At 65.6% G+C, this 14,283-nt stretch carries 11 protein-coding genes; 4 read left to right on the top strand and 7 right to left on the bottom strand.

From position 1 onward, the window contains the following. The first annotated feature begins 13 nt into the window (after positions 1-13). From ACZ44S_RS13680 to ACZ44S_RS13665, 4 genes are all read left to right on the top strand, one after another. Complete coding sequence (locus tag ACZ44S_RS13680; protein ID WP_466928157.1) at positions 14-4,489, top strand: DUF6531 domain-containing protein; 4,476 nt, start codon at positions 14-16, stop codon at positions 4,487-4,489. Between the two features lie 38 nt (positions 4,490-4,527). Beyond that, a complete protein-coding gene (locus tag ACZ44S_RS13675; RefSeq protein WP_466928156.1) occupies positions 4,528-4,875 on the top strand; it encodes a hypothetical protein in 348 nt (115 codons plus the stop codon). 152 nt (positions 4,876-5,027) lie between these two features. After that, on the top strand, positions 5,028-5,306 hold the full coding sequence (locus tag ACZ44S_RS13670) for a hypothetical protein (protein WP_466928154.1): 279 nt from the start codon (positions 5,028-5,030) through the stop codon (positions 5,304-5,306). A 496-nt stretch (positions 5,307-5,802) separates the two neighbouring features. Beyond that, positions 5,803-6,600: a DUF1266 domain-containing protein gene (locus ACZ44S_RS13665; protein ID WP_466928152.1), complete on the top strand. Its 798-nt coding sequence runs from the start codon at positions 5,803-5,805 to the stop codon at positions 6,598-6,600. A 52-nt stretch (positions 6,601-6,652) separates the two neighbouring features. Here the strand turns inward: ACZ44S_RS13665 and ACZ44S_RS13660 are convergent, their stop codons facing one another. The 7 genes from ACZ44S_RS13660 to ACZ44S_RS13630 all read right to left on the bottom strand — a co-directional run bounded on the left by ACZ44S_RS13660 (position 6,653) and on the right by ACZ44S_RS13630 (position 14,258). Beyond that, positions 6,653-7,294 carry a hypothetical protein gene (locus tag ACZ44S_RS13660; protein WP_466928149.1) on the bottom strand — a complete coding sequence of 214 codons (642 nt, stop codon included), beginning with the start codon at positions 7,292-7,294 and terminating at the stop codon, positions 6,653-6,655. Between the two features lie 90 nt (positions 7,295-7,384). Then, entirely contained in the window at positions 7,385-8,047 is a 663-nt protein-coding gene (locus ACZ44S_RS13655) for a hypothetical protein (protein ID WP_466928146.1), read from the bottom strand. A gap of 2 nt (positions 8,048-8,049) precedes the next feature. Next, positions 8,050-10,305 (bottom strand): hypothetical protein, encoded by a 2,256-nt coding sequence (locus ACZ44S_RS13650; RefSeq protein ID WP_466928145.1) that lies wholly within the window; start codon positions 10,303-10,305, stop codon positions 8,050-8,052. 12 nt (positions 10,306-10,317) lie between these two features. Continuing rightward, on the bottom strand, positions 10,318-10,749 hold the full coding sequence (locus tag ACZ44S_RS13645; RefSeq protein ID WP_466928142.1) for a hypothetical protein: 432 nt from the start codon (positions 10,747-10,749) through the stop codon (positions 10,318-10,320). A gap of 31 nt (positions 10,750-10,780) precedes the next feature. Then, positions 10,781-12,154 (bottom strand): type VII secretion-associated serine protease mycosin, encoded by a 1,374-nt coding sequence (mycP, locus tag ACZ44S_RS13640; RefSeq protein WP_466928139.1) that lies wholly within the window; start codon positions 12,152-12,154, stop codon positions 10,781-10,783. A 32-nt stretch (positions 12,155-12,186) separates the two neighbouring features. Continuing rightward, a complete protein-coding gene (locus ACZ44S_RS13635; RefSeq protein ID WP_466928138.1) occupies positions 12,187-13,752 on the bottom strand; it encodes a WXG100 family type VII secretion target in 1,566 nt (521 codons plus the stop codon). Continuing rightward, positions 13,752-14,258, bottom strand: coding sequence for a hypothetical protein (locus tag ACZ44S_RS13630; RefSeq protein ID WP_466928135.1), 507 nt, complete (start codon positions 14,256-14,258; stop codon positions 13,752-13,754). The genes ACZ44S_RS13635 and ACZ44S_RS13630 overlap by 1 nt, the downstream gene beginning before the upstream one ends. Positions 14,259-14,283: the final 25 nt, after the last annotated feature.

Here is a 14,283-nt window from a genome sequence, read left to right as displayed (position 1 = left end):
GGGAACACCCAGCATGTCGGAGAAACGGTTCCTCTTCCGCCGTATATGGATCGGCCCCGACGACACGGTCCAGGACTGGGTCCCGGGCAAACCCGCGGAGCTCGACCGGCTGATCAAGAAACTCGGCGGCGCGGCGGCACACTTCGGTGAGGGCGCGGAACAACTGCGCAAGCTCAACACCGACCCCTGGCAGGGCGAGGCCGCCGAGGAGTTCCGCAAGACGGTCAAGAAACTGCCCAAGGACCTCGACGGGGCGATGGACGCCTTCGTCGAGGCGGGCGCCGCCGTACTCGCCTACCGCGAGGTGCTCGACGGGGCCCAGCGCCTCACCCAGCAGATTCTTGACCACGAGGCGCCAGTCGCCCGCGACCTCTCCCGCCAGTACGCCAAGGCCGTGGACGACTACAACGCGGCGATCAAGACCGACGCGGCCACGCTGCCCACCCGGCCCCCCGAGACCGACCCGGGCAGGACCGCCATGGCGGAACTGATCGAGCGGATCAACACCGCACAGGGCGACGTCGCGGACGCGGCCGCCGTCGCGAAGCGGACGCTGCACAAGGCCGCCGAGAAGGCCCCCAAACGGCCGAGCGGCTGGCAGCGCATGACCGACGGCGCCAAGGAGGGCTGGAACGACCTCGTCGAGTTCGGCCTCGCCGTCAACCCGGGCCGGCTGCTCACCGAACCGAAGGCCTACGTGCACGACGCAGCGATGGTCATCGACGGCGGAGTCGGCGCGGTCAGGGACCCGGTCGGCTTCTCGAAGGACGTCTACCAGGGCGCCTCCAACACCTGGGACGAGTTCCAGAAGGACCCGGTGCGCATGCTGGGCTACGCGGTGCCCAGCCTGGCCGGCGGAGCGGCCTACAAGGGCGCGGGAAGCCTGGCCCGCCACATGGACGGCCGCAACGCCATGGGCAGCCCGACGGGCCTGGGCACGGCCGGCTCCCACGTGGACGGGAGCGACCCCGGCACCCACAGCGACAACCACGCCACCCAGCACAACCCCACCGACCCGGTCGACCTGGCCACCGGCAAGATGTACCTGCCGCAGACCGACGTGACCCTCCCCGGAACACTCCCCCTGCTGTTCAAACGGCGCGCCGAGTCCGGCTACCGCGCCGGCCGCTGGTTCGGCCCCTCCTGGTCCTCGACCGTCGACCAGCGGCTGGAGATCGAGCCCGACCGCATCCTCTTCGTCCACGAGGACGGTCTGATCCTGGCCTACCCCCACCCGGCCGCGGGCGGTTCGAGCCTGCCGACGGAAGGACCACGCTGGGAGCTGCGCTCCGAGCCCGAGGGCTACACGATCACGGACCCCGCTGTCGGCCGCACCTGGCACTTCACCCAACAGGCCGACGACCATGCCCTGCTGGAGCAGATCGACGACCGCAACGGCAACCGGATCACGTTCGAACACGACACGGACGGCATTCCCACCGCCCTCTCCCACAGCGGCGGCTACCGGATCCGCATCACCACGGAGGAGCATAGGATCACCGCCCTCCACCTGGCCGGCGCTTCCCCCGACGGGGGCGACCAGGAACTGATCCGCTACGGCTACTCCCCGGCAGGCGACCTCACCGACGTGGTGAACTCCTCCGCCCTGCCGCTCCGCTTCACCTACGACGAAGCGGGCCGCATCACCTCCTGGACCGACACCAACGACCGCGGCTACACCTACGAGTACGACGACCGCGACCGCTGTATCGCCGAGGGCGGCGCGGAAGGCCACATGAGCCTGCGCATCGCGTACGCCGACCGGGATCCCGGGACGGGCCTGCGCACCACCACCGCCACCACGGGCACCGGACACGTCTACCGCTACTTCGTCAACGAACTGTGCCAGGTGGTGGCCGAGATCGACCCGGTGGGAGCGGTCACCCGCTTCGACCGGGACCGCTACAACCGCCTGCTGTCCCGCACCGACCCCCTGGGCCACACCACCCGCTTCACCTACGACGAGGCAGGCAACCTCACCTCGCTCATCCGCCCCGACGGCCGCGAGTCCCAGGCCGACTACAACGCCCTCCACCTCCCGACGACGGTCCGGCACCCGAACGGCACCACCACCCGCCAGACGTACGACGCCCACGGCAACAGAACCTCACTCACAGCGCCGACGGGCCACACCACCCGCTTCATCCACGACGAGCAGGGCTGCCTGACGGCCGTGGTCGACCCCCTGGGCCACACGACCACGATCCACTGCGACGACGCGGGCCTCCCCCTACGCATCAGGGATCCCCTCGGCGCGACGACGTCCTACGAACGCGACGCTTTCGGCCGCCCCGTCACGATCACGGACCCCACGGGCGCGACGACCCGCCTCGAGTGGACGGTGGAGGGCCGCCTGGCCCGCCGGACCGCAGCCGACGGCACGACCGAGTCCTGGACCTACGACGGCGAGGGTAACTGCACCACCCACACCGACCGAGTCGGCGGAGTCACACACTTCGCATACACGCACTTCGACCTGCTGACGGCCCGCACGGGCCCGGACGGAGTGCGCTACGAGTTCGACCACGACACAGAACTGAACCTCACCAAGGTCACCAACCCCCAAGGCCTGACCTGGACCTACACCTACGACCCCGCCGGCCGCCTGGCCACGGAGACCGACTTCGACGGCCGCACCCTCACCTACACCTACGACGAGGCCGGCCGCCTGACGTCGCGCAGAAACGTGCTGGGCCACACCCTCTCCTACGAACGCAACGCGCTCGGCCAGGTGACCAGCAAGCACACACCCGACGGAGTAACCACCTACACATACGACCCGACCGGCCAACTGACCGAGGCCACGGGACCCGACGGCACGACTCTGACGATCGACCGGGACACCCACGGCCGAGTCCTCTCCGAAACGGTCGACGGTCGCACCCTCACCTACACCTACGACGAGTTCGGCCGCCGCACGGCCCGCACGACCCCCACCGGCGCGACCACCACCTGGACCTACGACGCGACCGGCCGCAGCACCGAGATGACGGCCTCGGGCCGCACCATCGCCTTCACCTACGACCCGGCCGACCGCGAGCTGACCCGCCGCATAGGCGAAACGCTCACCCTGAACCACACCTACGACCCCTTGGGCCGCCTGACCACCCAATCGGTAACGGGCACGGACAGCCGTCCGCTGCAACACCGCGCGTACACCTACCGCGCCGACGGCAACCTGATCGGCATCGAGGACCAGCTCTCCGGCCCGCGCCGCTTCGACCTGGACCCGACGGGCCGGGTTACGGCCGTACACGCCGCGAACTGGACGGAGCGCTACGCCTACGACGAGTCCGGCAACCAGACATCCGCGTCATGGCCCACGTCGCATCCGGGCGGCGAAGCAACCGGTTCCCGCGACTATGCGGGCACCCGCGTCACCCGGGCCGGCCGCGTCCGCTACGAACACGACGCCCTGGGCCGCACCACCCTCCGCCAGAAGCCGCGCCTGTCCCGCAAGCCGGACACCTGGCACTACACCTGGGACGCGGAAGACCGCCTGACCTCGGTCACCACCCCCGACGGCACCCGCTGGCGCTACACCTACGACCCCTTGGGCCGCCGCACGGCCAAACTCCGCCTGGCAGACGACGGCGAAACGGTCACCGAACAGGTGCTCTTCACCTGGGACGGCACCACCCTCTGCGAACAGACGACGACTTCCCCGTCCCTCCCCAACCCGGTCACCCTGACCTGGAACCACCGGGGCCTCCACCCCATCACCCAGTCGGAACGCATCACCGTCGCGGACGCCCCCCAGCAAGAAATAGACTCCCGCTTCTTCGCCATCGTCACCGACCTGGTAGGCACCCCCACCGAACTCATCGACGAGGAAGGCGACATAGCCTGGCGCACCCGCACCACCCTCTGGGGCACAACAACCTGGCCAACCACCAGCACGGCCTACACCCCCCTACGCTTCCCCGGCCAGTACTACGACCCGGAAACAGGCCTCCACTACAACTACTTCCGCCACTACGACCCGGAAACAGCGCGGTATTTGACGCCGGACCCACTGGGACTGGTCCCTTCGCCGAACCCAGCTACATACGTCGATGATCCCAGGATGTGGGCCGATCCGCTTGGACTCATGGGGTGTAAGTCAGGCAGCTCGGAAGTTGATTCGCGGAAGTTGGACTACCTGTTCAACAAAGACATCAAGCCTGACCCGCACAACAGCCCCAGAGCGCTTCAGAATGAACTACAGCTCCGACGTATCGGCATACTCGACACGGCGGAAATGCGTCAGTACGTCTCCGACCACCTGAGAGATGCGTCGAGCCAGCCGTTCGAGCGAACCTTTACCAAGGAATGGGATGGGGGCAGTGGAGAGTTTGGGGTAACCAGCTCCGTGCTCTATGGCCCTGGTGGTGCACTTAATGTGGAGAGTACATGGGAGTTGCTGCCCGACGGTGGGCGCAGGCTCTCCACAGCCATCCTCCGTGGGAACGGAACGGGCCCGAGTATAGTTGGCAGCCCGGGTGGATAAGCCTTTCCAGGAATGACTCGAACATCACTTAGGATGACATGTACCGACAATTCATCATTCCTGATGAGCAGGAAATCCTCGAAGCTACCGGAGTGACACCGGAACCTGAAGAGAGCGGTGCACAGCTTTTGCTTTTCCGGGATGGCGAAGAGGAGCTCCTACTCTCGTACGATCGACTCGGGCGGTCCGTCAGGGTTCGCTGGAATCATGGCAGGGCAAGTACGGTTCTGGATATTTTCCGCGAAGGTGCGGTGCTCATGAGGCTGACCTCGAGGAAGGGTGCTGTCCACTTTTCCTTCGAGTTCGACATGGGTGAGTGTGCCGGTGAATTGAAAGTTCAAGTATTTCCGTCGTTCACTGTCGAAGATCGCCTGCTCTTCACTTGATCGCACGAAAGTTGAGAATATAACGACCGAGGGCGCCCAATAGGCAGTATGCTTCGTTGGCACCCCGGTGGCGGGCATCGCGGCGACGGAGCGTATTGGCGCGTTCTGGACATGGAGGGTGTTGTCGGAGGCGACGCGGAAGGGATCATCAGATGACAGCGGAAAGAGTTTCGCGGCAGTTGAGAAACGCGCTGACGCATCTGTCGTGGGAAGCAGACAGGCAGATCGACTACATCAACCGGCTCGCTGTCGGGGTCGATGAACTCGCGCTCGAATTCGACAATTCCTTCCGTGTCGCCGCAGGCATGGTCAGTGAAGGGCTACTGCCGACATCACTAGGTAGCCATTCATGGGTGTGGGCCGACCTGAGAATTCTAGCCACGGAAGCTTTGTGTCATCTCGAGGAAGAAGATGGGGCGGGCGGCGAGTAGATCCTTTCTGCCTCGTGAGTCACCGCTGAGGAAATAGAGAATGAGTTTCGTGCCACCCCCTCCCGCCTACGCACCGTCCGTACCACCCTCCTGGATCCCACCAACGGACGTTGAGCGAGCCCTCGTCGAAGCCAAAACACGGGGCGACTGGACGGCCTACTACGAAACACTGGCCCAGGTGCGGCTGTACTTCGTCGCGCCCCGGAAGTGGGCGGACGAGGCCCCTCACCAGATCCATTGGGCCTTCGGTCGGGACCCGCTCACTTCAGCTCCGAGGTACGAGGCATTCACCGACGGCATGTTGCCCGCTCCTGAGCCGGACCGTATATACACAGCGGCCCGGCTCTGCTGGGTCGCGCGCCAATGGAGTCCCGAAGCCCCTCAAGTCCTCGTGATCAACCCAGGCAGCCCCGCAGAGCTCGCGCTGCCCTTCGGCCCTCCGGGATCAACAGAGTGGTCCCAAGTGGCCGCACGGGTGGGCGAGCCTCCCCTCGGCATGCGGATACGAGGCCTCAGCGTCGGAGGCGTCCTCGCCGGCCCCGTCGCACACGGCCTCGCCCTCGGCGCCCTCCTGTGCGTCAACAACGGCTCGTTGTGGAACGCCATGGGGTGGCACGGCACGGGCTATCCTTCGGAGCGCTCGCGGCTACGCGAGTGGTGGGGCATCCGCAGCCGCGAGGACTGGCAACACCACACCCGCAACCTCCTCGCCTGTGCAGCATCGAGCTCCACCTGGACGTTCGTACTGAGCGTGCGCCGGACCATCGCCCGCAACTTCGGTGGACACGTGGACGTCGGCTACTGGCGGCAGACCGTCGCCCAGGTACTGCGATCCGGCGTCGAAGGCCGGACCGTACTCGGTCCCGACGGAGTCACGCGGACCGAACCGATCCCCGAGGCCGAGTCAGAAGCATTGATCGAGGGGACGCAGAGACTCATCGGACGCATCACCCGCTACGAGGCCCGAATGCGCGCCGACGGCGTGCTGGACGAGAACCGCTACGTGACGTCCGTGGACGCGTGGGACCTCGGGCGTGCCTCGAAGATGGCGCGGTGGGGAGTCGGAGCGCGCTATGCCACGGTGCAGGAAGCGGAGGCCGTCGTGGTCGAGGCCGGCCGCAGTGCCTCCCTGTCCTACCGCTCCTGGCAGGACTTCTCAGCCGGCTACATCCTCGGACGCAGCCTGCACTTCGACGAGGAGGAGTTCGGAGAGTGGTACGAGAGCATGATCTCCGCCCACCGCATCCTGATGTCCGACCCGGGAAGCCCTTGGCTCAACCTCCCGTTTCGGTAGGACACAGACGGCCGCCGCGGACGCTTGCTGCTCGTGTGCACGCTTGACCCCTCTACGAGTCGAGACGGTCCTGTAGTGCGGGAGGCGTGCTCGGAATCCGCACGGGGTCTGTGCACCGGGCAGTGCTCTGGGCGTGCTGCGCAAAGGTGACGGCCAGCGCCAGGAGGTCGGTGCGACGGGAATCGGGGTGATCGCTCGACCGCGACAATACCAAGACGCTCAGACTCGTCTCGGATAGCGTCGACCCTGATGGGGTGCAATCCAATCGGATCGCAGCTGACTCCAGTGTAGAAACTCCTTGCCCCTTGTCGCCGAGGCGAAAATACTTGCGGTCCTCGGCCGGGCCGATGTCCTCATTGACGGAAACGCGACTCTCCCAGACTTTTGCGTCTCCATGACGTCCGAGTTCAGCGGTAGCGATGAGCGCCGCCTTCTCACCTGTGTACACGAAGCATGAGGAGGTGTACGCAGTAGTGGTCGCAGACTCGTTGGAGCGGGCGCTCACCGAGCCTTCGGAGTCAACCAGTCGAGTGGCGGCCTCGCGCGCGCTGCTGCTTGCGATGACATTCGGACAGGAGGTTTTCCAGGCGGTTACTTTTGGTTCGTCGTCGACAAAGTATCCGCCAGCGGCACCCATCGCGAGAGCCAGGACAGAGGCCAGGCTGAGATGCAGAGCAGTGAATCTGTTCTCCATGGATTCAGTTAGATCCCTTTGGCTGTTCGGCTCATCAAGCGCAGATCCTGCCTGCTCTCGGTGGGAGTGTCAGTCAGTACGCCGGCCAAGTCACTCGATGTGGTCGGGCATGTCTGCCGGCACTGCGGGACTGTTCTGGCAGTCGAAGTATTTGATTGCTGTCCTGGCAGAGTGCAGCAGATAGTTGAGGTGATCGTCAGCGCTGTGCGAGTTGGTGAGCGTGTCTGTCATCACGCCTTCAAGAGGAACTTCGTTCTCTTGGTTGGCCGGAGCGCCTTCGACCTGGCACTTTACATAGACGAAGTATCTCTTCCTTCCCCGGGTATCCTTTTCGTGCACCAACTTCACGTCAGAGTTGACAGTAGTCTCGATCTGGTCTTCCTCAAAGGGGTGGTCGAACGGTATGACTGAGGCGCCGAATCTGATCGAAAGACTAGCTCCGGCAGAATTCGACCTCTTCACGACTCGGCACAGTTCGGAGCTGGAAAAGAGCGGCACCTTCTCACTGGATGGATTCCAGGACTTAGCTTGCGTGGTGAACAGGGACGCAGCGCTCTCCAGGTCGTCGGATCCTGGCGCCACGCCGGTTTCTGCTTCCGTGTTGTCTTTCACCCAGTCGACGCCAGATGCGCCAAGGAGTTCCTCGCACGCCGTTTCTTTGTGATCGCCTTGGTCAGTGGTGTCATCCGCGGTGCAGGCTCCCACGCCCATCAGCAAGGACACCGAAAGTACGATTGCAGCGTTCCTGCGCATGGTCACCATCCTCGGGCGTCATCGGTGTCGGTGTACTCTCCGCCGTCGTGATAGGTCCCCTGTGCTCGACGAACCAGCTCGCGCACCTCCGTTGGCGACATATCGTTTTGGGCGGCATAATTCAAGAGGGGGGTCATCGCGTTGTGTTGCCCATCCTGCCTCGCCTTTTGAATTCCCTCGACGGCTTGCTGATCGTTCTTGTACTCGTTCTCGTCCAGCCAGTCGATCGTTTGCGTCGCCATGTAAGTTTCGGCGGCTCCGCCGGCCACCTCAAAAGCGAGCGGAACAGCGATAGCAGCGGCGGCCCTTGTGGGGATGATGAGTTCTGAAGCTACGCCGACGACCAGGCCGACAGTGGCGCCGGCCGCGAAGTTGCGCCACTCTCCCTGCTTCTCCAGTTGCTTGTTCCGTTCCTTGGCGTCCTCGGCAAATTCTTCCCCGATGCTTTCTGATCGTGCTTGGTCCAACAGCCCGTGCATCGAGACACTGTGAAGGCCTGCGTCAAGCGCGTTGTCTTGATGATTCCCTTGCGCAGCCATCAGGCTTGCGCCATAGGTTTGTTGAGCCACCGAGACGGTGTTGTAAGACTCTTCGTCGGCGGCAAGAGCCCGTAGGAAGTTAGCTGTACCGGATTCGCCCAGATCCCGAAGATGCTTGCCCTCGAAGTTGAATAGACCGTCTCTGTCAGCAAGTTCCCCGCTGCCGCCCCAGTTCGCCATGGAGTAGCTGAGACTGTCGATGTGACCTGCTGCGATATTCGCGAGGCTGTCTTGCATGCCCGGTTGCTTGTCGATCGCGTCTGCTGACGTGTAGTTCTCTACGATCTTCGCTACCAAGGCGGTACGCTCTTCCCTGGCCTGAATCTGCTCCTCGGTCTTCATGGGTGGGACACTGGGGTTACTTTCGTCGTAGGCGTACCCCAGGGTGGCGGACTCGAGAGCGTGACCGAGGTTGTCGAATCCCGTTGCCTTCCCGTCGGTCCCTTCCGGCCAGTCGCGGGCTTGTTTTCCGTCGCCCACGAAGTAGTCCCAGTTGCTGAGTTTTTCACCGTCCAGCTTGGTGGAACGGTTGAAGAAGTCCAGAGATGCCTCTGGATTGTGTCCGAGGGCCTCCATGTAGCCGGCCATGGGATCCGAACCCAGATCTTTCCCGTCCCAGTTCAATTTCGGGGACATGGCCAGTCCTGAATCCCACGCCTGGCTCGGTGAGATGCGTCCGTCTCCGGTCATACGCCGTTCGGCAACGACGACAGCGTTGCCGAAGTCGTGGAGGAACTTCTTGTCGTACGTGCCCTCGCGCATGAGGTTGCTCATGACCTGGAACCCGTGCGCCGATGTCCCCCGGGTCTGGATGATGTCGTCACCGGCCTTGATCATCTCTGACTTCCAGCGTGTCATCTCCGCGCTGTCGGAGTGTGTCGCGGCGGCCAGCGTCAGGCTCCAGTTCTCCTGGAGTTTCTTGATTTCCTTGGCGTGATCCACGCCCAGCCGGGAGCCGTCACTCGGATCGCCCATGTCGGCCCAGTACTCGAGGTTGCCCTTGACCCCGACTTCGAGGGCGAAGCGTTCGGCGAAGTGCTGGTCGCCCTTGTTGTCCTTGAAGTACTTGTTCAGGCGGGCGATTTCCTCGGGAGAGGCGTCGTCGCCCTTGGCGACGATCTTGGCGGCAGCTCTGGCGTCCTGGGCGTCCTGAGCCCTTCCCGCGTCCTTGAGCGAGTCGTATTCAGTGCCGGAGAAGTTGTTCTTGTCCTTGCCGACCAGCGTGCGCAGGGCGCGGGATGCGACCTCGTCGGCCTCGTTTGCCCTCTTCAGGGCTTCCTTGATATCGGTACGAACCTGTTCGAAGTCGGCTTCCTTCGGCTCCGGTCCCTCGTAGTCCTTTCCGCGGCGGTCAGGGTGGACTTGGTAGCTGACGGTGCCGTCCAGATCGACTCTGATCCCCTTCCCGGGGGCGTCCTCGACGACCTTGGAAAGCTGAGCCTTGGCCGCCTTGAACTCCGTCAGGGCTCCCCGGAGGATGTTGCGGATGCTCTCCGCTTCCTTGAGTGCGTCCCCGAATTCTTTGGCGGTCTTCCTCACGAAGGGCAGGGTGACACCGGCGTTCTCGCCCTCCCAGTCCGCCTTGCCGGCCTTCTTCAGCATGCCCGTGCTTGCTTGCTCCTCGAGCTTCTCAAGCTTCTTGACCGTCTCGGTCCAGTCGTCCACAGCATCGTTGAGGCTGCCCAGTCGGGCGTTGAGGAGGTTCTCGAAGGTCGGCACAGCGCAGCCCCACTACTTGAAGTGCTTGTTGATCTGCTCGACGGACAGGTTGGTGACCAGGACCTCTTCGCGCTTGGCGTGCGTCGACACCGTGTCCTCGAGGTGATTGTGGATGTGGGCGCAGGCGCTAAGCAGCGCTTCTGCCTGAGAGCGCCAGGTGTCCCATGCGGTCCACATGGCCGAGCCGGTCTTGAAACCGTCCTCGTCGAGACTGTCCCCTGCCGTGCTGGTGTTGGCTCCGGCATGGAACGCGTCCCTCTCGAAGCCGTGGAAGAGCTCCTGCGCCTCGTTCCCGACGGCCTTCAGGTCGGGAGACGTCACCGTGTAGTCGCTGCCGCCGGATCCGCCGCCTCCGGATGCCGCCAACTGGTTCAGCCGCGTGCTGCTCTGCTGCCGTGCGAGGGCGTTGTCCCGGGCCTGGCCCCACATCTCGTCGAATGACACGTCGGTTCCTTTGTGCTTGGAATCGGTGGCCTCAGTGCTGTGGGCCCTGCTCGGGCCCGGGTGGCGGTCCGTAGGCCGGGGGCTGCTGTGGCGGGGCGTAGGGGGAGTGGGGCGGTGGGAAGGGTGGTGCCGTCGGCACCTGGGCCGAGCGGCGGCGGGCGCGGAGGGTGTTGACGGCGACGGCACCCGCGAGAAGCGCGGCTGCTGTCAGGCCCAGTGCCACCCACGCCGGGCTGATGCCGCCATCGTCGGCGGAGGACGCGGTGGTTGGCTTCGGTTCGTCGGTTGCCGCATTGTCGCCGCCTCCCGCGCCTGCGGATGGTGATGTCTTGTCCGACGGGGGAGTCGAGCCTGCTGCTGCGAGGTCGGGCAGCGGGTACTCGTCCGCAGGGCCCGGGTCACCCGGCGCCTTCAGTGCGATGCGGGGACGGACGATGCCGTAGCCGATGGAGTCGGTGCGCTTCGCGCCGTTCTTGGCTTTTCCTGCGGTGTTCAGCATGACGCGGAGCACTTGGTGGTTGGTCCAGTCGGGGTGCTGGGCCCAGATGAGCGCGGCCGAGGCTGACGCCAGGGCCGAAGCAGTGCTCGTGCCGCTTCCTTTGCAGACCTGGGTTCCTCTCGTGCAGGCATTGACGATGTCACCACCGGGGGCGGCGAGATCAACTTGCGGGCCCCGCTGGGATTGCTTCAGAGCCCTGCCGTCCTTGTCGGTTGCTCCCACGCCTACGACGCCGGGCGTCGCCGCCGGGAACTCCTTGAAGTTGGCTTTGTCTCCGCTGTTTCCCACCGCGGCAAAGATCAACTTGCCCTTGCCAATGGCGTACCGAACGGCCGAGGCAAGCTCCGGCGTGCCGGCGTTCTGCGTGCCCGGAGTGTTCGCGACGCCCAGGGAAATGTTGATGACGCGAGCCTCGGAGTCCGCTGCGTAGCGAATGGCCTTGGTCAGCACACGTGCATACTCAGCCCTGCTGTCGACCTGCCCGTAGTCCTCCGTGCTGTAGCGCATTCGGACAGGGAGGATCTTGGCTTCGGGTGCCAGACCGTAGGAACCCTGAAGGGGGCCCCGGCTTCCAGTGGCGGCGATGAGGGCGGCCATGCCCGTTCCGTGGTTCTCGATGTCGGTGTGCTCGTCGCCGCGCTGCTTCGAGAAGTCCTTCCCGCTCAAGACCTGGCCCTTCAGGTCGGCAACCGTGTCGTCGACACCTGAGTCGATGACGGCCACGGTGATGCCACGTCCCTTGCTGACCTTCCACATCTCCTCGGCGCGCATGGCGTCGAGGTGCCACTGCATGTCGCGTACCGACTCGGCGTGGGCAGGGGTAGCGGCAACACCGACCAGCAGCAAGCTGAGAGCAGCCGTTGCCATGGAGAAGGGCCGCCGCGTGCGCTTGCTGCTGGTGTACATGTGCCTTCCTGGAAACGATGTGATCCGACAGGTCAGTCGACGACAGGAGGAGTCGTACGGCGGCGCCCGCCGGACCAGGTCTCCTCATCCTCCGCGAGGTAGTCCGGCCGCCGTTGACTCCTGTCCTGCTCGTCGTCCCGACGGGCGATGGACTGGCGGGCCGGGTGGGCAGTACCGCCAGGGCGGCCGGTGACAGGACCATGGTTCGGGTCAGCGGCGCTTGCCGGGCGAACCAGCCCTGCGCCACCGGGCGTGAATGACCGTGGACCGGTTCGGCCCGGTTGAGCCGGTCCCCTGCCGACCACGCCACCGGTCTCCGAAGCGAGGCGTCGGGATCCACGCCCTGCGCCCTGCCCCGCCAGAGGGCTGGTCCCCATGGGTATGCCGGGAGAGGCAGCGCGCCCGAGCGGCATGCGCCCCTGGCTCGTGTCGCCGCCGATGACTGTTCCTCGCGGCAGCCCAGTCGGAGGGCGACCGGCAGTGGGGGGCACCGGGCGGCCACCGATGATGCCGGTTTCACGCGGAGGACGGGGGACAGTTCCACTGCCGCCGGTCTGACCCGGAAGCGGTGAGGGGCGACCCTGTTGCGGAGTCTGGGGAGGTCCGAGCGGGCCAGGGAACCCACCAGGGCCGTTCCTGACCGGCTGGATGACGACCGGTTGTACGGCATGCGAGCTGTCGGGGCGCGGCCCAGGGCCGCTCTGAGGCCCGGTTGCGTTGAGCAGCGGCGCATTCCGTGTATCCGGAAGGGAGGTGACTCCGTCGATGCTCATGGCAGCCGGCGGTGGTGGAGCAGTCGTCTCTCGGCCGGACAGGGAGGTGAGGGGCGGAGGCCCAGCGGTCGGGGCCGGCCGCGTCGGGTTGGATGCTTCGCTTCGCTCCCCGCTGACGGCAGGGCCGGGGCTCGCCGCGGTCGTCGCTCCGGAACCGCCGACGCCAGGAGCGATGTATTGCTCCGGGCTCCGCCACTCGCCCGGAGGCAGATGGTCGGCCGGCGGCGCGAACGTAGGCGGCGGCACGCTGTTCACCTGCTGGGCCGAGTACTCGTACGTCTGCGCCAGCTTCCGCAGCTGCTGAATGGCTTCCGCCCGCGCCGCCTCCATCCGCTGCTGCGCCGCCGTCGCGTCGGACTGGGCCGTCTGCGCCAGCTTGCGGGCGTCGGGGTCGTTGCGGGCGCCAGGGTCCTGCGTCGCCGCGATGGTCTTCCGCGCGTCGGCGAGGTCCGCCTTTGCCTGGGTCGTCTCGGACGTGGCCGGCATCGCCGCCTTGGCCTCGGCCACCGCCTGGGCGACCGTGGCCATCCAGCGCGAGGCCACCTCGGCGTACTGGCCCAGACGGAGCGTCGCGGCCGCGCTCTGCCCACCCCAGTTGCGGAAGGCGTCGCCGCCCTCGCCCTGCCACTCGAGGCCCTTGACGTACGTCATGAGGTCGTCGCCGATCCCGGTGATCGTGGACGAGGCCTTGGCGAGCTTCGTGGCGAGGTGCGAGGCACTCTCCGAACTCGCCGAGTCGAGGAGTGCGGCCAGCTGCTCGTGCGTCATGGACTCGAAGTCCGTGCGGGCGAGTTTCGGCGCTCCGCGGCCTGACTGCTCGGCCATCAGTAGTTCCCCTCCTCACCGGTGGAGTTGGGTTCCTCGGCCGTGACGGCCGGTCGCTCCACATACGGATCCCGCTCCACGACGTAATACTTCTCCGCTTCCGCGTTGACCGCCCTCATCCGCGCCTTGATGTCGGCGTCCAGGTTCTCGTAGCCCACCCGGGACGCCTGCACCGCCAGTCCCATGCCCTCGATCTGCGCGCCCAGGGCCTTGGAGAGTTTCTCCAGCTCGTCGTGGACGATGGCGTACGAGTCGTAGAGGAACTGTGCTTCCTTGAACTCCGGCGCGCCCAACTGGGCGCGTGACAGGCGGTCCTGGCCGACCTTGGCCGGTGCGGCCTCGGAGTCGTCCAGTTCGCGCAGCAGTTCGTCGACGCGTTTCTTGAAGCCCTTCATGGCGCTGTGCTGGATGTCCAGCGCCATCGCCGGGTTCACACCGGACAACGTGTCGAACGCCTTCCCCGTGTCCGGCACGCCGCCCGTACCGCCGCCCCCGTTCGTACTCACCTCAACTGCCTCCCCGTGATTCCCC

It is taken from the genome of Streptomyces malachitofuscus (assembly GCF_055571035.1).
The sequence above is the reverse complement of the archived record's forward strand: the minus strand, read 5'-3'. Positions and strand labels throughout refer to the sequence as shown.

Excerpts from the sequence above, each read along its gene's own strand:
- ACZ44S_RS13655 (WP_466928146.1), bottom strand. The coding sequence starts at position 8,047 with ATGCGCAGGAACGCTGCAATCGTACTTTCGGTGTCCTTGCTGATGGGC.
- ACZ44S_RS13635 (WP_466928138.1), bottom strand. The coding sequence starts at position 13,752 with ATGGCCGAGCAGTCAGGCCGCGGAGCGCCGAAACTCGCCCGCACGGAC.
- ACZ44S_RS13680 (WP_466928157.1), top strand. The coding sequence starts at position 14 with ATGTCGGAGAAACGGTTCCTCTTCCGCCGTATATGGATCGGCCCCGAC.
- ACZ44S_RS13670 (WP_466928154.1), top strand. The coding sequence starts at position 5,028 with ATGACAGCGGAAAGAGTTTCGCGGCAGTTGAGAAACGCGCTGACGCAT.
- mycP (WP_466928139.1), bottom strand. The coding sequence starts at position 12,154 with ATGTACACCAGCAGCAAGCGCACGCGGCGGCCCTTCTCCATGGCAACG.
- ACZ44S_RS13675 (WP_466928156.1), top strand. The coding sequence starts at position 4,528 with ATGTACCGACAATTCATCATTCCTGATGAGCAGGAAATCCTCGAAGCT.
- ACZ44S_RS13660 (WP_466928149.1), bottom strand. The coding sequence starts at position 7,294 with ATGGAGAACAGATTCACTGCTCTGCATCTCAGCCTGGCCTCTGTCCTG.
- ACZ44S_RS13665 (WP_466928152.1), top strand. The coding sequence starts at position 5,803 with ATGCGGATACGAGGCCTCAGCGTCGGAGGCGTCCTCGCCGGCCCCGTC.